This is a genomic window from Streptomyces sp. NBRC 109706 (assembly GCF_000974485.1).
In the GTDB taxonomy this organism is placed as follows: domain Bacteria; phylum Actinomycetota; class Actinomycetes; order Streptomycetales; family Streptomycetaceae; genus Streptomyces.
In genome coordinates, this window is record NZ_BBOM01000004.1 from 694,105 (window position 1) to 711,468 (window position 17,364).

General features: G+C 72.4%; 18 protein-coding genes. 13 read left to right on the forward strand and 5 right to left on the reverse strand.

Going from position 1 to position 17,364, the window contains the following annotated elements:
- Window positions 1-103 precede the first annotated feature (103 nt).
- Genes hrcA through AOM46_RS02710 form a run of 4 tightly spaced genes read left to right on the forward strand, consistent with a single transcriptional unit; the run spans window position 104 to window position 3,342 of the window.
- Window positions 104-1,120: a heat-inducible transcriptional repressor HrcA gene (hrcA, locus tag AOM46_RS02695; protein ID WP_062204992.1), complete on the forward strand. Its 1,017-nt coding sequence runs from the start codon at window positions 104-106 to the stop codon at window positions 1,118-1,120.
- Window positions 1,121-2,251 (forward strand): molecular chaperone DnaJ, encoded by a 1,131-nt coding sequence (gene dnaJ / locus AOM46_RS02700; protein WP_062204995.1) that lies wholly within the window; start codon window positions 1,121-1,123, stop codon window positions 2,249-2,251.
- Window positions 2,248-2,994, forward strand: a complete 747-nt coding sequence (locus AOM46_RS02705; protein ID WP_062204998.1) for a 16S rRNA (uracil(1498)-N(3))-methyltransferase — start codon at window positions 2,248-2,250, stop codon at window positions 2,992-2,994. Before dnaJ ends, AOM46_RS02705 begins: the two co-directional genes overlap by 4 nt.
- Before the next feature lie 45 nt (window positions 2,995-3,039).
- The gene (locus AOM46_RS02710) at window positions 3,040-3,342 is read left to right on the forward strand and encodes a hypothetical protein (protein ID WP_078856404.1); all 303 of its coding nucleotides are present in this window, start codon (window positions 3,040-3,042) and stop codon (window positions 3,340-3,342) included.
- Between the two features lie 35 nt (window positions 3,343-3,377).
- On the opposite strand, the gene AOM46_RS02715 is transcribed toward AOM46_RS02710, so the two are convergent.
- The 3 genes from AOM46_RS02715 to AOM46_RS02720 are packed head-to-tail and all read right to left on the reverse strand — an operon-like array spanning window position 3,378 to window position 6,182.
- Complete coding sequence (locus tag AOM46_RS02715; protein WP_062205003.1) at window positions 3,378-4,460, reverse strand: ABC transporter substrate-binding protein; 1,083 nt, start codon at window positions 4,458-4,460, stop codon at window positions 3,378-3,380.
- Between the two features lie 55 nt (window positions 4,461-4,515).
- Window positions 4,516-4,653 carry a methionine/alanine import family NSS transporter small subunit gene (locus AOM46_RS31540; RefSeq protein WP_078856405.1) on the reverse strand — a complete coding sequence of 46 codons (138 nt, stop codon included), beginning with the start codon at window positions 4,651-4,653 and terminating at the stop codon, window positions 4,516-4,518.
- Window positions 4,653-6,182 (reverse strand): sodium-dependent transporter, encoded by a 1,530-nt coding sequence (locus AOM46_RS02720; RefSeq protein ID WP_062205006.1) that lies wholly within the window; start codon window positions 6,180-6,182, stop codon window positions 4,653-4,655. Before AOM46_RS02720 ends, AOM46_RS31540 begins: the two co-directional genes overlap by 1 nt.
- A gap of 303 nt (window positions 6,183-6,485) precedes the next feature.
- Between AOM46_RS02720 and AOM46_RS02725 the strand changes: the two genes are divergently transcribed.
- Both AOM46_RS02725 and AOM46_RS02730 read left to right on the forward strand, forming a co-directional pair.
- On the forward strand, window positions 6,486-6,845 hold the full coding sequence (locus AOM46_RS02725; RefSeq protein ID WP_062205009.1) for a histidine triad nucleotide-binding protein: 360 nt from the start codon (window positions 6,486-6,488) through the stop codon (window positions 6,843-6,845).
- Window positions 6,846-6,858: 13 nt separating this feature from the next.
- Window positions 6,859-7,767 carry a ribonuclease Z gene (locus AOM46_RS02730; RefSeq protein WP_062206319.1) on the forward strand — a complete coding sequence of 303 codons (909 nt, stop codon included), beginning with the start codon at window positions 6,859-6,861 and terminating at the stop codon, window positions 7,765-7,767.
- 6 nt (window positions 7,768-7,773) lie between these two features.
- Here AOM46_RS02730 and AOM46_RS02735 read toward each other — a convergent pair whose 3' ends face one another.
- Window positions 7,774-9,120, reverse strand: coding sequence for a 6-phospho-beta-glucosidase (locus AOM46_RS02735; protein ID WP_062205013.1), 1,347 nt, complete (start codon window positions 9,118-9,120; stop codon window positions 7,774-7,776).
- 49 nt (window positions 9,121-9,169) lie between these two features.
- Here AOM46_RS02735 and AOM46_RS02740 point away from each other — a divergent pair, with 49 nt between their 5' ends.
- The 7 genes from AOM46_RS02740 to era all read left to right on the forward strand — a co-directional run bounded on the left by AOM46_RS02740 (window position 9,170) and on the right by era (window position 15,428).
- On the forward strand, window positions 9,170-10,282 hold the full coding sequence (locus AOM46_RS02740; protein WP_062205016.1) for a PfkB family carbohydrate kinase: 1,113 nt from the start codon (window positions 9,170-9,172) through the stop codon (window positions 10,280-10,282).
- Between the two features lie 148 nt (window positions 10,283-10,430).
- Window positions 10,431-11,438: a PhoH family protein gene (locus AOM46_RS02745; RefSeq protein ID WP_062205017.1), complete on the forward strand. Its 1,008-nt coding sequence runs from the start codon at window positions 10,431-10,433 to the stop codon at window positions 11,436-11,438.
- A gap of 12 nt (window positions 11,439-11,450) precedes the next feature.
- On the forward strand, window positions 11,451-11,948 hold the full coding sequence (ybeY, locus tag AOM46_RS02750; protein WP_062205019.1) for an rRNA maturation RNase YbeY: 498 nt from the start codon (window positions 11,451-11,453) through the stop codon (window positions 11,946-11,948).
- Window positions 11,945-13,291, forward strand: a complete 1,347-nt coding sequence (locus AOM46_RS02755; protein WP_062205022.1) for a hemolysin family protein — start codon at window positions 11,945-11,947, stop codon at window positions 13,289-13,291. The genes ybeY and AOM46_RS02755 overlap by 4 nt, the downstream gene beginning before the upstream one ends.
- A gap of 43 nt (window positions 13,292-13,334) precedes the next feature.
- Window positions 13,335-14,048, forward strand: coding sequence for a hypothetical protein (locus AOM46_RS02760; protein WP_062205024.1), 714 nt, complete (start codon window positions 13,335-13,337; stop codon window positions 14,046-14,048).
- A 49-nt stretch (window positions 14,049-14,097) separates the two neighbouring features.
- Window positions 14,098-14,472, forward strand: a complete 375-nt coding sequence (locus AOM46_RS02765; RefSeq protein WP_062205026.1) for a hypothetical protein — start codon at window positions 14,098-14,100, stop codon at window positions 14,470-14,472.
- Window positions 14,472-15,428: a GTPase Era gene (era, locus tag AOM46_RS02770; protein WP_062205028.1), complete on the forward strand. Its 957-nt coding sequence runs from the start codon at window positions 14,472-14,474 to the stop codon at window positions 15,426-15,428. Before AOM46_RS02765 ends, era begins: the two co-directional genes overlap by 1 nt.
- A 1,200-nt stretch (window positions 15,429-16,628) precedes the next feature.
- On the opposite strand, the gene AOM46_RS02775 is transcribed toward era, so the two are convergent.
- Window positions 16,629-17,279, reverse strand: a complete 651-nt coding sequence (locus tag AOM46_RS02775; RefSeq protein ID WP_062205030.1) for a TerB family tellurite resistance protein — start codon at window positions 17,277-17,279, stop codon at window positions 16,629-16,631.
- Window positions 17,280-17,364 lie beyond the last annotated feature (85 nt).

The following is a 17,364-nucleotide window of genomic DNA, read 5'->3' on the forward strand; positions in this document are numbered from 1 at the left end:
ATCAGGTCCTGGCACTCCGAGCGGCTGAGTGCCAGCGGGCCGGCCCGGTGGGACGACCCAGTGGGCAACGGGGAACGGATGGGCCGGACGGGAGGTGTGCGGCGTGCTCAGCGAGCGCAGGCTTGAGGTGCTGCGGGCCATCGTCCAGGACTATGTCGGCACCGAGGAGCCGGTGGGCTCCAAGGCGTTGACCGAGCGGCACAACCTCCAGGTCTCGCCGGCCACGGTGCGTAACGACATGGCGGCGCTGGAGGAGGAGGGCTATATCGCCCAACCCCATACGAGCGCGGGCCGGGTGCCGACGGACAAGGGCTATCGGCTCTTCGTCGACCGCCTTGCCGGCGTCAAGCCGCTGTCCTCGCCCGAGCGCAGGGCGATCCAGAACTTCCTCGACGGCGCGGTCGATCTGGATGATGTGATCGCCCGCACGGTGCGGCTGTTGGCGCAGCTCACGCGGCAGGTCGCCGTCGTGCAGTATCCGTCGCTCAGCCGCTCGACGGTCCGGCACGTGGAGTTGCTGGCGCTGGCCCCCGCGCGGGTGATGCTGGTGCTGATCACGGACACGGGCCGCGTCGAGCAGCGCATGATCGACTGCCCGGTGCCGCTGGGCGAGACATCGCTGGCCGATCTGCGTGCCCGGCTCAACAGCCGGATCGTGGGCCAGCGCTTCCCCGATGTGCCTCGGCTGGTGGCCGATCTCCCCGAGGCGTTCGGTCTGGACGAACGGGGTGCGGTCTCGACGGTGCTGGCCTCCCTGCTGGAGACTCTGGTGGAGGAGACCGAGGAACGGCTGATGATCGGCGGCACCGCCAACCTCACACGTTTCGGACAGGACTTCCCGCTCACGATCCGGCCGGTGCTCGAAGCGCTGGAGGAGCAGGTGGTGTTGCTGAGGCTGCTGGGGGAGGCGAACGGCTCGGAGATGACCGTGCGTATCGGTCATGAGAACGCTCACGAGGGCCTCACCTCCACATCGGTTGTCTCGGTCGGCTACGGTTCAGGAGACGAAGCGGTCGCGAAGCTCGGCGTGGTCGGACCGACCCGGATGGACTACCCCGGAACGATGGGAGCGGTGCGCGCAGTGGCACGGTACGTCGGACAAATCCTCGCGGAGAACTAGGTGGCGACGGACTACTACGCGGTCTTGGGTGTGCAGCGAGATGCCTCACAAGACGAGATCAAGAAGGCGTTTCGCCGGCTCGCCCGGGAGCTGCACCCGGATGTGAACCCGGATCCCAAGACGCAGGAGCGGTTCAAGGAGATCAACACCGCCTACGAGGTGCTCTCCGATCCGCAGAAGAAGCAGATGTACGACCTCGGCGGCGATCCGCTCGGGGCCGCTTCGGGCGCGGGCGCCGGATTCGGCGCCGGCTTCGGCAACTTCTCCGACATCATGGACGCCTTCTTCGGCACGGCGTCCCAGCGCGGCCCCAAATCGCGTACCAGGCGCGGCCAGGACGCCATGATCCGGCTGCCCATCGACCTCAACGAGGCCACCTTCGGCACCACCAAGGAAATCCAGGTGGACACCGCCACGGTGTGCAACTCGTGCAACGGCGAGGGCGCGGCGCCCGGCACCTCGGCGCAGACCTGCGACATGTGTCGTGGTCGCGGCGAGATCTCCCAGGTCACCCGCTCGTTCCTCGGCCAGGTGATGACGTCCAGGCCCTGTCCGCAGTGTCAGGGCTTCGGCACGGTCGTGCCCACGCCCTGTCCCGAGTGCGCCGGCGACGGCCGGGTTCGCACCCGGCACACGCTCAACGTCAAGATCCCCGCCGGCGTGGACAACGGCACCCGGATCCAGCTGGCCGGCGAGGGCGAGGTCGGCCCCGGTGGCGGCCCGCCCGGCGATCTCTATGTGGAGATCCAGGAGAAGCCGCACGCGGTCTTCCAGCGCAGGGGCGACGATCTGCACTGCACCGTCACCATCCCGATGACGGCCGCCGCCCTGGGCACCCAGGTGCCGCTGGAGACGTTGGACGGCCCGGAGGAGGTGGACATCCGCCCGGGCACGCAGTCCGGTCAGTCCATCCCGCTGCACGGCCGGGGCGTCACGCATCTGCGCGGCAACGGCCGGGGCGATCTGGTGGTGCATGTCGAGGTGCAGACCCCGGGCAAGCTCGATCCCGAGCAGGAGGAGCTGCTGCGGCGGCTCGCCAAACTACGCGGTGAGGAACGGCCGTTGGGCCAGTTCCAGCCGGGTCAGCAGGGCCTCTTCTCCCGCCTGAAGGACGCGTTCAACGGGCGATGAGCAGCGCGCCCGTCTTTCTGGTCGAGTCGCTGGCGCACGCCGAAGCGGGTGCGCCGCTGACGCTGGACGGCCCCGAGGGGCGTCATGCGGTGGCGGTGCGCCGGCTGCGGGTCGGCGAGGAGATCGTGCTCAGCGACGGCGCGGGCGCCGGCGCCCTGGGCCGGGTGGCCGAGGTCTTCGGCCGTGACCGGCTGACGGTCGAGGTCGTCGAGCGCCGCGCCGAGCCCGAGCCCGCCGCCCGGATCACCGTGGTGCAGGCGCTGCCCAAGGGCGACCGTGGCGAGTTGGCCGTCAGCACCATGACGGAGACCGGCGTGGACGCCATCGTGCCCTGGTCCGCCGCCCGTTGCGTCACCCAGTGGAAGGGCGAGCGCGGCGCCAAGGCGCTCGCCAAGTGGCGGGCCGCCGCCCGGGAGGCGGCCAAGCAGGCCCGCCGGCTGCGGGTGCCTTCGGTGTCGGAGCCGCTGGGCACGGCGGGGGTGGCCCGGCTGCTGGCCGGCGCCGCGTTCGCCGGTGTGCTGCACGAGTCGACGGATCTGCCGCTGGCCACCGCCGCGTTGCCGTCCGAGGGCGATCTCGTGCTGGTGGTGGGCCCCGAAGGGGGCGTCGCCGAGGCCGAGTTGGCCGCCTTCACGGCGGCCGGCGCCACCGCCTACCGGCTCGGCCCCACCGTTCTGCGCACCTCGACGGCCGGCCCGGCCGCCGCCGCGCTGCTCCTCACCCGCACCGGCCGCTGGAGCTGACGCCTGCCCGGCGCGGGTTGAGCCGTCGGCCGGCCCAGGCCCTGGATCCCGGCCGATGTCTACGGCACGGTGCTGCCCGTGCTGGGCGGCCTCGGCGCCCGGCCGGGCGCGCCGGTCCCCGACGGCCGGGCGCTGCTGCTGACGGGCACCGTTCCGGCCAGTCGGGTGCACGCCCTGGAGCGGCGGCTGCCGGAACTGACCGGCGGCGAGGGCGTGTTGGAAACCGAGTTCGCGCACTACCGGCCGGTCGAAGGGCCCCCGCCACGTCGGGCGCGCACCGACCACGACCCGCTGGACCGCGACGCGTATCTGCTGCGTGTGGTGCGTGGCGTCCGTTCCCGCCCCTGATCCGGCCGGGCCGCCGGCCCGCTCAGGCGGTCCGCTCAGGCTGGGTGGCGGATCCGGAGGCGCGCCGGGTCGGCCGGATCCCGGTCGACGACCTGGACCGGCGGCCAGGACCACTGCCAGACGCTGCCGCCCGGCGGGCGGGAGAACGTGATCCGGCCACGGGTGCCCTCGACGTCGACGCGCGGCCAGGGCGCGTCGGCGCGGGCACGCAGCACCTCGGCGAGGACGGTGATCGTGTCATGGCCCTCGAAGGCGACAAAGGACGGCGCCTCGCCCAGCCGCTCGCGGAGCGCCGTCCCGACGCGCGCGCCGAGCGGGCTCGGGCGCTCGGGCAGATAGCGCAGAAAGGGGATCGCGGCGCCCTCGTCGCCCAGTTCCTTCGCCCATTCCGCGAACTCCGGCTGCCCGGCCGGGGCGCCGATCATGATCCCGGCGAGGCGCGGGTCACGGCGGACGGATCTGACGATCGACATCGCCGGCTCCGGATGGCCAACCAGCAGCAGAAGGGCCGTCGCGCCGCTGTCGACGAGCCGGTCGCCCAGGGCGTCGGGGGCGAGCGCGGTCAGGTCCAGCTCGACGACATCGCCGCCGGACGCGGCGAGTCGGTCCCGCAACAGGCGGGCCCCCGATGCCCAGTAGACGCTCGGCTGGGTCGCCACGGCGACGCGAAGGTGGCCGGCGCCGACGAGGAAGTCGGCGTAGATCCGCCAGCCGTGGGACTGCGCCGGGGCGATCCGCGCGACCTGGTCCGTCGGCCCGTCGGTGAGCGCGTCGAGCACCGCGGAGGAGCAGAGGAACGGCAGGCCGAGCGCGTCCGCCCGGGCGGCGACGGCCCGGGCGACGACGCTGTGGTACTCACCCGCCAGGGCGGCCACGCCCAGACCGGCCAGCTCGTCCACGGCCGCCGCCGCCCGCGGCGGATCGGCCGCGGTGTCCCGGACCAGCAACTCGACGGGCGCGCCGCCGATCCCCCCGGCGGCGTTGACGTCCCGTACGGCCAACTCCATTCCGGCGAGCAGATGGTGGCCGGCCTCCACCCAGCCGGGGCTGGTCAACGGAGCGAGAGCGCCGACGAGGACGGGTGAACCGGGGTGTGTCTGGTTGATCATGCCGGACATTGCATCCACCGCCGACGCCGACGGGCAACCGATTACCGCCCCGGCGGCTGGGGGGCTAGAGCGGGTGCGGGACGTCGTCGGCGGTCGGTTCCGGGGCGTCGGGGTGGCCGCGCAGGTTGAGGACGGCCAGGATCAGGCCGCCCCAGACGATCACCATGGAGATGGTCATCATCACGATCGCCGATGCCGACATCAGTGGGTCCTCTCCGTCCGGGAATCCCGCTCGGGCGAGCGGGAGCGGGGGTCGCGCCGGGAGAGCAGGGTCAGCAACACGCCCACCACCAGCGCGCCGACCGCGACCGACCAGCCGCCCCACAGCAGGAAGGACGTCGAGTAGCCCTCGTAGTTCTCGTCGAGTTCGCCGATCAGGCTGTCGACCATCATCCAGGTGAGGACCACCGGGGTGATCACCCCGAGGCAGATCCGCCACCACACGCCGAGCCCGACGGACGAGGTCGCGTCCGTGTTCCGTTGCAGCGCCGGGAGTTGACGCAGGCCCCAGCTGACGGTGATCAGCAGCACCAGTCCGGCCAGCGCGATGCCGTACTGGTTGATGAAGTGGTCGGAGACGTCCAGGAAGTACAGCCCGCTGTCGTTGGCGAAGAGCAGCACCGACACCACGGACACCGCGCCCCCCACGCTCAGCACCGCCGGCACCCGGCGCATTCCTGTCCGGTCCTGCACGGCCGCGACGATCACCTGCACGATGCTGATCAGCGACGTCAATCCGGCGATGACCAGCGAGACAAAGAACAGCACGCCGAAGAAGGCGCCCATCGGCATCTCGGAGATGATCGCCGGGAACGCCACAAAGGCCAGGCCCACGCCGCTGGACGAGACCTCGGAGACCCCGACCCCCGCGTCCATCGCCATGAAGCCCAGGGTGGCGAAGACGGCCACGCCGGCCAGGATCTCGAACGAGCTGTTGGCGAACGCCGCGACCATCGCCGAACCGGTGAGATCGGACTTCCGGTGCAGATAGGAGGCGTAGGTGATCATGATGCCGAAGCCGACCGAGAGCGAGAAGAAGATCTGACCATAGGCCGCCACCCACACGCCGCCGTCCGTCAGCGCGCCCCAGTCGGGCGTGAACAGCGCGTCCAGGCCGAGGCCGGCGCCGTCCAGGGTCAGCGCCCGCACCACCAGCACCAGGAAGAACGCGACCAGCAGCGGGATGAAGACGATGTTCGCCCGCTCGATGCCGCGCCGGATGCCGAGGCCCAGGATGACCAGGGTCAGGACCCACACCGCGATCAGCGGCCAGGCGACGCCGGGCACAAAGGTGGAGATCTCGCCCGGCGTCTCGTTGAGCTTCAGGAACTCGTTGTTGAGGAACCCCTCGGGATCGTCGCCCCAGGCCTGGTCGAACGAGAAGCCGGTGTAGCGGACCGCCCAGGCGAGGATCGCCGCGTAGTAGGTGGCCACCACGAAGCAGATCGCGACCTGCCACCAGCCGATCGCCTCGGCGGGCCGGGCGAGTTGACGCAGCGCCCCGGGCGGCGACGAACGGTACTTCCGCCCGATGGTGTACTCCAGGATCAGCAACGGGATGCCCGCGGTGAGCAGCGCCAGCAGGTAGGGGACGATGAACGCCCCGCCGCCGTGCTCGTAGGTGACCGCGGGAAACCGCCAGATGTTGCCCAGCCCGATGGCTGATCCGATGGCGGCCATGAGGAAGCCGAGACGGCTGCCCCATTGTTCGCGTGGTGGCTGTTCGGCCATGGTCGGGAGATCCTCGGTGAACGAAGTGGGGGAGAACGAAGTGGGGAGGGGTGCGGGGGTGTATGCGTGAGTGTGCGGTTTGGTGGGGGTCTGCCTCGGAACGCGGCGACTGAGCACGTTACCAGTCGGTCACTTGGTCGAGGTCGAGAAGGGCGTGGCTTCCCGGCTACCCGGCGGCGGGCGAGGGCAAAACACGCCGGGTGCCGCACGCCCGGCGGGCCGTTCCCGGGCGGCCGGTCGCCGACGGGGGAGGCGGTAACATCCTGGGGACGTTTCCGAGAAGTCCGAGGAGGACGCCGGGGGATGGCCGGAGAACCGCAGGCCGACTGCCTGTTCTGCAAGATCGTGGCCGGCGATGTGCCGGCGACCGTGGTCAGGGAGACGGCGACCACCGTCGCGTTCCGGGACATAAACCCCCAGGCGCCCAGCCATGTGCTGGTGATCCCCCGCGTGCACTACCCGGACGCCGCCTCGCTCGCCGAGGCCGAGCCCGAGACGGCCGCCGACGTGCTGCGCGAGGCCGGCGCCGTGGCCGCCCAGGAGAAGGTGGCCGACAGCGGCTACCGGGTGATCTTCAACACCGGAACGGGCGCCGGGCAGACGGTTTTCCACGCGCACGCCCATGTGCTGGGCGGCCGTGGCCTCGCCTGGCCGCCCGGCTGAGGCGGTCGACGCGGTGTCGGCCCGTGAGCTGGTGGTGCTCGGCACGGCCAGTCAGGTGCCAACCCGGCGGCGCAACCACAACGGCTATGTGCTGCGTTGGGACGGCGAGGGGGTGCTCTTCGACCCGGGCGAGGGCACCCAGCGACAGCTGACGCTGGCCGGGGTCAGCGCGCATGCCCTGACCCGGATCTGTGTCACCCACTTCCACGGCGACCACGCGCTCGGTCTGGCCGGGGTGATCCAGCGGGTGCATCTGGACCGGGTGCCGCATCCGGTGCGGGTGCACTATCCGGCCAGCGGCCAGCGGTACTTCGAGCGGCTGCGGTACGCCACGGCCTACCGGGAGGCCGTCGAGCTCGATCCGCGACCGGTCGAGGACGAGGGCGTGCTCGACGAGACGCCGGGCTTCACCCTGAGCGCGCTGCGGCTCTCCCATCCGGTGGAGGCGTTCGGCTACCGGCTGGTCGAGCCGGCGGGCCGGCGGATGGTGCCGGAGCGGCTGGCGGCCCATGGCATCACCGGCCCCGACATCGGCCGGCTGCGTCGCGCCGGCCGGCTCGGGGATGTCACCCTTGAGCAGGTGAGCGTCGAGCGGCCCGGCCAGCGTTTCGCCTTTGTGATGGACACCAGGCTCTGCGACGCGGTCCCCCAACTGGCCGAGGACTGCGATCTGTTGGTGATCGAGTCCACCTTCCTGGACCGGGACGCCGCGCTGGCCGACGAGTACGGGCATCTGACGGCGGCTCAGGCCGCCCGGGTGGCGCGGGATGCGCGGGTGCGGCATCTGGTGCTGACCCACTTCTCGCAGCGCTACCAGGACCCGGCGGCGTTCGCCGACGAGGCCCGCGCCGCCGGCTTCACCGGCACCCTCACCATCGCCGACGACCTCACCCGCGTTCCCGTCCCACCGCGTGCCCCCTGACGGTGGTCAGTTCCTTGGTGTCGGCGACTCCATGGCGAGGCGGTTGCGGAGTAGGCGTTCGGCGGTGGTCGCCGAGTCGACCAGGGGGTGCAACGTCAGGGCGTGCCGGGCGAGGGCCGAGGAACGGGTGGTCGCGGCCTCGATGGTGGCCCGTTCGACGGCCTTGACCTGGAGCATCAGGCCGAGTTCGGCCAGCCCGGGGGAGAGGCAGGGCACCGGATGGGCGCCCTGGGCGTCCACCTCGCAGACGGTCTCGACGATCGCGTCGTCGGGGAGCGCCGGCACCGTGCCCGCGTTGCGGACATTGAGGATCAGTCGGGTACGACGATCGCCCGAGATCGCCCGCATCAGATCGAGCGCGACATGTTCGTAGCCGCCCCCGACCAGATCGCGGCTGTCCCGTTCCCCACCGCCGCCGGCGGCGCGCTGTTCGGCGCCATAGGTCCGTTCGCGTTCCAGCCGGGTCTTCTCCCAGAGCGCCGGCGCGCGTTCGAGATCGTGCGCCGCCTCGGCGAAGAACGCGCCCTGCTGGCGCTCCAGAAACTCCCCCCGGGTGCCGCCCGCCGCGTCCGCCGCCCGCCGGGTCTCCCGCCCCAGGTAGTAGTAGTGCAGGTACTCGTTGGGCAACGTGCCGAGCGCGCGCAGCAGTTCGCCGCCGAACAGCCGCCCCTCCTCGAAGCCGGCCAGCGCCTCGTCGTCGGCCAGCAGCCCGGACAGCAGATCGCGTCCCTCGTGGGTGAGGGAATTGAGCCACCCCAGATGGTTGAGCCCCACATAGCCGAAGCTCACCTCGGCCGGATCGACACCGGCCGCCCGGGCCGCGCGGCGCACCAGACCCACCGGCGAGTCGCAGATGCCGATCACCCGGTGCCCCAGCACCGAGGCCATCGCCTCCGTCACCATGCCGGCCGGGTTGGTGAAGTTGATCAGCCAGGCGTTCGGCGCCAACTCCCTTACCCGCTCGGCGATCCGCAGCGCCACCGGGACGGTGCGCAGCCCGTAGAGCACCCCGCCGGCGCCCACCGTCTCCTGACCGAGCACCCCCTCGGCGAGCGCGGCCCGCTCGTCCCGCACCCGTCCCGCGGTGCCGCCGACCCTGATGGCCTGGAAGACGAAGTCCGCGTCCCGCACCGCCGCGTCCAGGGACTCCGCCACCCGCACCCGTGGCGCCCCCGGCACCCCGTCCGCCAACGCCGTCAACACCCGTGCGACGACGGCCACCCGGGTCGCGTCGGTGTCGAACAGCGTCACCTCGCTCCCGCGATCGGGTGAGCCGTCACCGGCCGCTGTCAGTAGCGCCCGGTATACCAGGGGGACACGGAACCCACCGCCCCCGATGATCGTGAGCCTCATGGGCCGGAACGTACCGTAGAAACGACCACGACCACGCCCGGAGCAGCAGGTGACACCTTTCAACGACCCCCCGCGGAGCTGTCTGATCGATCCGCTCGCCGGCCTGCGCGCGCCCGGGGACGCCGCGCCCGACGTCTATCTCACCGGCACCGTCTTCCTGGACATCATCTTCACCGGGCTCGATTCGGCGCCCGTGCGCGGCACGGAGTCCTGGGCCAGGGGGATGGGCTCAAGCCCGGGCGGCGTCGCCAACATGGCGACCGCGCTGGCCCGGCTCGGCCTGCGCACCAGCCTGGCCGCCGCCTTCGGCGACGACAAGTACGGCGAGTACTGCTGGGAGACGCTGGAGCGCGGCGAGGGCATCGATCTCTCCCTCTCCCGCACGGTCGCCGGCTGGCATTCGCCGGTGACGGTCTCCATGGCCTACGAGGGCGAGCGGACCATGGTCTCGCACGGCCACGAGGCGCCCCCGTCCCGGCCCGAGCCGGCCGAGGCCAGCTCGCCGGGGGCCCGTTCGGCGGTGGCCTCGCTGACGCCCGGCCGTCCCCAGGAGTGGATCGCCAGGGCCGCCGCCTCGGGCACGTTGATCTTCGCCGACACCGGCTGGGACGAGACGGGCGTCTGGGACCTGGCGGCGCTGCCCGATCTGGCGCACTGCGAGGCGTTCCTGCCCAACGCCGCCGAGGCGCTGCGCTACACCCGCAGGGACGATCCGAGGGCGGCGGCGCACGCGCTGGCCGAGCGGGTGCCGCTGGCCGTGGTCACCATGGGCGCCGAAGGGGCGTACGGGGTGGACGCCCGCACCGGGGAGACGGCCCAGGTGCCGGCCATCGTGGTGGAGGCGCTGGACACCACGGGCGCCGGCGACGTGTTCATGGCCGGCTTTGTCACGGCGACCCTCGCCGGCTGGCCGCTGGCCGACCGGCTCGCGCTCGCCGGGCTGACCGCCTCCCTCTCCGTGCAGGAGTTCGGCGGCTCGCTCTCGGCGCCGGGCTGGGCCGAGATCGCCGCCTGGTGGCGCCGCGCCCAGGCGCTCACCCCCGACGACGGCACCCCCCATGCGGTGCTCCAGCGGTACGCCTTTCTCTCCGCCCTCCTGCCCGGCAAGGACCATCCCCTGCCGCGCCGCCGGGCCGTCCCCACGCTGGGCTTCCGGGGCTGAGACGAGGGCCCGGTGCCCGGCCAACGCCGCAGCGCGGCAAGGGTGTCGCGCTCCGTAATGCTCTGGGGCAATGCCCGCTTCCCGGCGTACTCTGGGGACTCCGGTCCCCCAGCGCAGAGAGGGATGAGCAGGTCCGTCCGGGCCGCCCATGACGCAGACACCCACACACCAGCCGAGCCCCACCGACGAGGCCACCGCCCGGTTCACCGTCCCGGCCAAGCACCCGATGGTCACTGTGCTGGGATCCGGGGACGCGCTGTTGCGCGTCATCGAGCGGGCCTTCCCCGCCACCGACATCCATGTCAGGGGCAACGAGATCCGCGCCACCGGCGATCCGGCCGAGGTGCGGCTCGTGCAGCGCCTCTTCGACGAGATGATGCTGGTGCTCCGCACCGGCCAGCCGCTGAGCGAGGACGCCGTGGAGCGTTCCATCGCGATGCTGCGCGGCGGGAGCGACGAGGGCGCCAGCCCGGCCCAGGTGCTCACCCAGAACATCCTGTCCAACCGGGGCAAGACCATCCGCCCCAAGACGCTCAACCAGAAGCGCTATGTCGACGCCATCGACCAGCACACCATCGTCTTCGGCATCGGCCCGGCCGGCACCGGGAAGACGTATCTGGCGATGGCCAAGGCCGTCCAGGCGCTCCAGTCCAAGATGGTCAACCGCATCATCCTCACCCGCCCGGCGGTGGAGGCCGGCGAGCGGCTCGGGTTCCTGCCCGGCACGCTCTACGAGAAGATCGACCCGTATCTGCGGCCGCTCTACGACGCGCTGCACGACATGCTCGATCCGGACTCCATCCCCCGGCTGCTGAGCGCGGGCACGATCGAGGTCGCGCCGCTGGCCTATATGCGCGGCCGGACGCTCAACGACGCGTTCATCATTCTGGACGAGGCGCAGAACACCAGCCCCGAACAGATGAAGATGTTCCTCACCCGGTTGGGCTTCGAGTCCAAGATCGTGATCACCGGGGACGTCACCCAGGTCGACCTCCCGGGCAGCGCGCCCAGCGGGCTGCGCCAGGTGCAGGAGATCCTGGACGGCGTCGACGATGTGCACTTCTCCCGGCTCACCAGCCAGGACGTGGTGCGACACCGGCTCGTCGGCCGCATCGTGGACGCGTACGAACGTTACGACGACCGGACCGGAAAGTAGCCGCCCCGCATCATGGCGATCGAGGTCAACAACGAATCCGGTGACCAACTCGACGAACGGGCCATTCTCGACATCGCCCGCTACACGCTGGCCCGGATGCGGATCCATCCGCTGTCCGAGCTGTCCGTGATCGCGGTCGACGCCGCGGCCATGGAGCGACTCCATCTCCAGTGGATGGACCTCCCCGGCCCCACGGACGTGATGTCGTTCCCGATGGACGAGCTGCGGCCACCGATGAAGGACGACGAGGAGCCCGTGCAGGGACTGCTCGGCGATGTGGTGCTCTGCCCCGAGGTGGCGCGCGAGCAGGGCCAGGCCGCGCCCACCAGGCACTCCATGGACGCCGAGCTGCAACTGCTCACCGTGCACGGGGTGCTCCACCTGCTGGGCTACGACCATGAGGAGCCCACCGAACGCGCCGAGATGTTCGGGCTCCAGCAGGCCATCGTGGACGGTTGGCGGGCCGAGCGCGGCCTGTCGGGACCGTCCCCGGCCCCCACGCTGACATGACCGGCACCCTGCTGGTCGCGGTGCTGGCGCTGCTCGCCATCGGCTGGCTCTCCTCCTGCGCGGAGGCGGGCCTCGCGGTGATCACCAGCTACCGGGCCGAGGAGGCCGTGCGGGCCGGGCGGCGCGGCGCCGCCCGGCTGGCGGTGCTGGCCGCCGACCCCACCCGCTATCTCAACCTGGCGCTGCTGCTGCGGGTCGCCAGCGAGATGGCGGCGGCCGTGCTGGTCGCCTACGCCTGCCTGGAGACCTTCGACGAGGTGCTGCCCGCGCTGGCGCTGGCCTTCGGGATCATGGTGCTGCTGTCCTTTGTCGCGGTGGGCGTCTCGCCGCGCACGATCGGCCGGCAGCACCCGCTGGCCACCACCATCGCCGCCGCCTATGTCCTGGTCCCGCTGGTGCGGGTGCTCAACCCGCTGACCCAGGCGCTGATCATCCTCGGCAACGCGGTCACCCCGGGCAAGGGCTTCCGCAAGGGCCCGTTCGCCTCGGAGGCCGAGCTGCGCGCCATGGTGGACCTGGCGGAGCGGGAGTCGCTGATCGAGGACGAGGAGCGCCGGATGGTGCACTCGGTCTTCGAGCTGGGCGACACCCTGGTCCGCGAGGTGATGGTGCCCCGCACCGACCTGGTCTCCATCGACCGGCACAAGTCCCTGCGGCAGGCCCTCAGCCTGGCGCTGCGCTCCGGCTTCTCGCGGATGCCGGTGACGGGGGAGAGCGACGACGACATCGTCGGCATCGTCTATCTCAAGGATCTGACGCGGCGGGTGCATGTCAGCCGGGAGGCCGAGGCGGAGCCGGTCGACGGCGTGATGCGCCCCGCCACCTTTGTGCCCGACACCAAGAACGCCGGGGACCTGCTGCGCGAGATGCAGCGCGACCATATCCATGTGGCTGTGGTGATCGACGAGTACGGCGGCACCGCGGGGCTGGTCACCATCGAGGACATCCTGGAGGAGATCGTCGGCGAGATCACCGACGAGTACGACATCGAGCTGCCGCCCGTCGAGGACCTGGGCGCCGGCTCCTACCGGGTGACGGCCCGGCTGGATCTGGGCGCCCTCGGCGAGCTGTACCGGCTCCGCCTCGACGACGAGGACGTGGAGACGGTCGGCGGTCTGCTGGCCAAGGCGCTGGGCCGGGTGCCGATCGCCGGCGCCAGGGCCGTGGTCGACGTCTCGGGCGAGCAGCCGCTGGACCACGCGGGACCCCCGCTGGCCGCCCTGCGGTTGACGGCCGAGTCCCCGGCCGGCCGACGCAACCGCATCGAGCGGGTGCTGGTCGAGCCGGTGTGGGCGCAGCCGGCGGAGGAGGGCCAGGGGAACGGCACTCACTCGAACGGGTGAGCGCGGCTGGCCATGGGCCCGTTCGGGTGGCGCCATGGGAGCCATGAACCCGCATCTGAGGACGGTCACGGTCGCCGGGCTCGCCGCGCTCAGCCTGGGGCTCGCCCCAGGACAGCCGGCGGCCTCCGACGCCCTGGGCGAGAGCCAGCTTCGGGCGGCCCTGCTCGATCCGGTGGACTTCCCCGAGGGCTGGGCCAGCGACAGCGAGGAGGCCGCCGCCGAACGTGGCTTCGGCGTGCCGAGGCCCAGCGAGAACGGCTGCCGCGAGCTGTTCGACAGCGGCGCCGACGGCAGCCAACGCGCCGGCTTCGCCAAGTCGGCCACCGGCCCGTTCGTCACCACCGTCGTCACCGCCCACGACAGCGAGGGCGCGGCCGGCACCGCGCTGTCCGCGTTCCGGGCGACGGCCGCCGAATGCGGCACCTTCCACGCGGAGGAGGGCCCGGCCGAAGGCGCCGTCACCGTCGCCTACGACGAGGAGCCGCGCGACGATCCCGAGGCGCTGGGCGACGAGTGCGGCGCCCAGCGCTACAACCGCAGGCTGGACGGCGAGACGGCCGGCACCCCGGTGATCGTCGAGGTGGTGATCGCCCGCGTGGGCGCGCACACCATCCGCGTCGCCCAGGCCGGCCGGGAGGGCCCGGACACCGGCAGCGTCACCAGGATCGCGGAGCGCGCGATCGACAAGCTGACCGAGGTGATCGAGGGCAACACCCCCCAGCCGAGGACCGACCAGCCGGGCACCACCCGGCTCTGAGGCCGGACTGCCCGGACGTCGCCCGTCGCGCACCGCTTAAGCTCGGGGCATGACTGACGGCGTTGCCCCCCAGGAGCCGGGCGCCGGTGAACCCGGCCCGGAAGACCGCAAGATCATCACGCTGGCGCGGAGCGCCAGGGCGCGCAACGGCGCGGCCGAGGGCGCGGCGGTGCGCGACGAGACCGGCCGCACCTATGTCGCGAGCACGGTCGCCCTGGAGTCGCTGCGGCTGAGCGCGCTGCGCACCGCCGTGGCGATGGCGGTCGCCAGCGGCGCCCGTTCCCTGGAGGCGGCGGCCGTGGTGTCCCCGGCCGACGCCCCGGCGGACGACGACCTCGCGGCCGTCCGTGACCTCGGCGGCGCCGGCACCCCCGTGCTGCTGGCTGGCCCCGACGGCGCCGTTCGTGCGACGATCGCCGCCTGATGAACTCCCCAACCTCCCCCAGTTCCGCCGCGCCGTCGGCCGCCGAGCACCGGTCGGGCTTCGCCTGCTTCGTCGGCCGCCCCAACGCCGGCAAGTCGACCCTCACCAACGCCCTGGTCGGCACCAAGGTCGCCATCACCTCCAGCAGGCCCCAGACCACCCGGCACACCGTGCGCGGCATCGTGCACCGCGAGGACGCGCAACTCGTCCTGGTGGACACCCCCGGGCTGCACAAGCCGCGCACCCTGCTGGGCCAGCGGCTGAACGACGTGGTCCGCACCACCTGGGCCGAGGTGGATGTGATCGGCTTCTGCCTGCCCGCCGACCAGAAGGTCGGGCCCGGCGACCGCTTTATCGCCAAGGAGTTGGCGCAGGTCAAGCGGACGCCGAAGGTCGCGATCGTCACCAAGACCGATCTGGCGGACCGCGAGACGCTGACCCAACAGCTGATCGCCGTCGACCAGATGGGCAAGGAGGCGGGCATCGAATGGGCGGAGATCGTCCCGGTCTCCGCCGTCGCCGGCGAGCAGGTCGATCTGCTCGCCGACCTGCTGGCGCCGCTGCTGCCCGAGGGCCCGCCGCTGTACCCGGAGGGCGATCTCACCGACGAGCCCGAGCTGGTGATGATCGCCGAGCTGATCCGGGAGGCCGCGCTCGAAGGGGTCAGGGACGAACTCCCGCACTCCATCGCGGTGGTGGTCGAGGAGATGCTGCCCCGCGAGGACCGCCCGGCGGACCGCCCCCTGCTGGATGTGCACGCCAACCTCTTCATCGAGCGGTCCAGCCAGAAGGGCATCGTGATCGGCCCCAAGGGCCAACGCCTCAAGGACGTCGGCACCAAGGCCCGCCGCCAGATCGAGGCCCTGCTCGGCACCCCGATCTTCCTCGACCTTCACGTCAAGGTCGCCAAGGACTGGCAACGCGACCCCAAACAACTGCGCCGCCTCGGCTTCTAGCCTCGCGGGGCCCTGCCCGGGCGGGGTTTCACAGCACCCACCGGGCGGTGGGTGGCAGCCCGGGGACGCCGGCCGTTCGGCCGTTCGGTCCTTTCGGGGGCGTGACGATTCGCGTCCGGACCCACGGGCGAGAGCATGCCCGCTCCGCGCGGGAGGCTCGCGTTCATCCGCCAGCCTGGTGCGCCCGCGGTTGCGTCTGCCCCTGACCAGGGCGGCCCGCCCGGCTTGGCTTCCCGGTGTGCCGGCGTCCCGGGGTTGGTGCTGCAGCTCGGCCCCGGCCTCCCCGGCGGGGTCCTCGCCTCGACCCGCCCACCGCCGCCAGTCGTTCGCCCGGCCCAGCTGCCCCCCGCCAGCACCGGTTGCCCTCCGACCCGTGCCCCGGGCCGGCCCTCAAGGTCGGCTCGCCCCTGCCCGGCCAGGGGCAGTTGGTCGCCAGGCGCAGCTGCCCCCCGGCAGGATTGGTTGCCCTCCGGGCCCGTGCCCGTGCTCGGGGCTGGCCCTTAAGGTCGGCTCGCGCCTGCCCGGCCAGGGTTCCGTTTCGGCCAGGGCTCCGCCTGCCCGGCCAGGGGCAGTTGGTCGTCTGGCGCAGCTGCGCCCGGTCAGGGCTGGTTGCCCCTCCGGCCCGTGCTCGTGCCCGGGGCCGGCGTTCAAGGTCGGCTCGCCCCTGCCCGGTCGGGGTTCTGTTTCGGCGGGGGTGCCCGCCTTGGCTCGTTCGGTCGCAGTTCCCGCTTGGCCCGCCCGGCCAGGGCTCCGCTCTGACCCGCCCGGTCGTGGGGGGGAGTTGCCCGGATGGGGTGAACCGCCCGGCGGATGACCCTGCCCTGGCAGGGCTGGTTGCCCTCCGGGCCCGTGCCCGTGCTCGGGGCCGGCCTTCAAGGTCGGCTCGCGCCGGCCCGGCCAGGGTTCTGTTTCGGCCAGGGCTCCGCCTGCCCGGCCAGGGGCAGTTGGTCGTCTGGCGCAGCTGCGCCAGGTCAGGGCTGGTTGCCCCTCCGGCCCGTGCTCGTGCTCGGGGCCGGCGTTCAAGGTCGGCTCGCCCCTGCCCGGTCGGGGTTCTGTTTCGGCGGGGGTGCCCGCCTTGGCTCGTTCGGTCGCAGTTCCCGCTTGGCCTGCCCGGCCAGGGCACCGCTCGGGCCTGCCCGGTCAGGGCAACGCCCACCCGGTCAGGGCAACGCCCGCCCGGTCAGGGCACCGTTCGGCCGGTCAGGGGCCGGGGAGGGGGCGGGTGGCGGCGGCGGTGAGGAGGCGGGTGGTGTCGGCCGGCGGCAGCCACAGCGCCTCGCCGATCCTGCGGAGCATCCCGCTCTCGGCCTCCAGATACGGCCCGTCGGCCAGCGCGATCCGGGCGCCGCGCAGCAGCAGGCTCTCCCGGCCCGGGGTGGCCAGATGCGGGGTGAGCATCGCGATGCCGTCGGAGATCTCCCTGGCCACCAGGGGCAGTCCGCGCGCGGCCAGCGTCGCGTGGAGGGCGAGCAGCCGCTCCTCCGAGCAGTCGGGGAAGCCGGCGTCCCTGACCGCTTCGAGCGCGACCCGGCGGGTGGCCTCCGACTCCGTGCCGCCGGCGGCCAGCATGGCCAGCGCCACCGAGTGCACGGCCTCGCGCAGCAGGGTGCCGAGGCGGGTGGTGGTGGGTTGGGCGAGGGCCCGTTCGGGGAAGCGGGTGCGGCAGGAGACACATTCGACCACGGGGCCCGCGGGGCCGCGCCCCAGCACCGGGATGCCGAGCACCGTCAACCGGCGCCGTCCGTCGAGGCGTTGATAGCAACGGTCGCCGCCGCAGGCGCCGCAGAAGAAGTCCCCGTCGTCGGTCACCCGCCAGACGGTCCTGACCCCGGCCAACCGGGAGTGCACCACGTCGTACCTCCGTAACCCGCCGGCAACACTGCCGCGTCCGTGATGTTAACCACAGCGGACGGGTTACGTCAGCACCGCGTGAAGA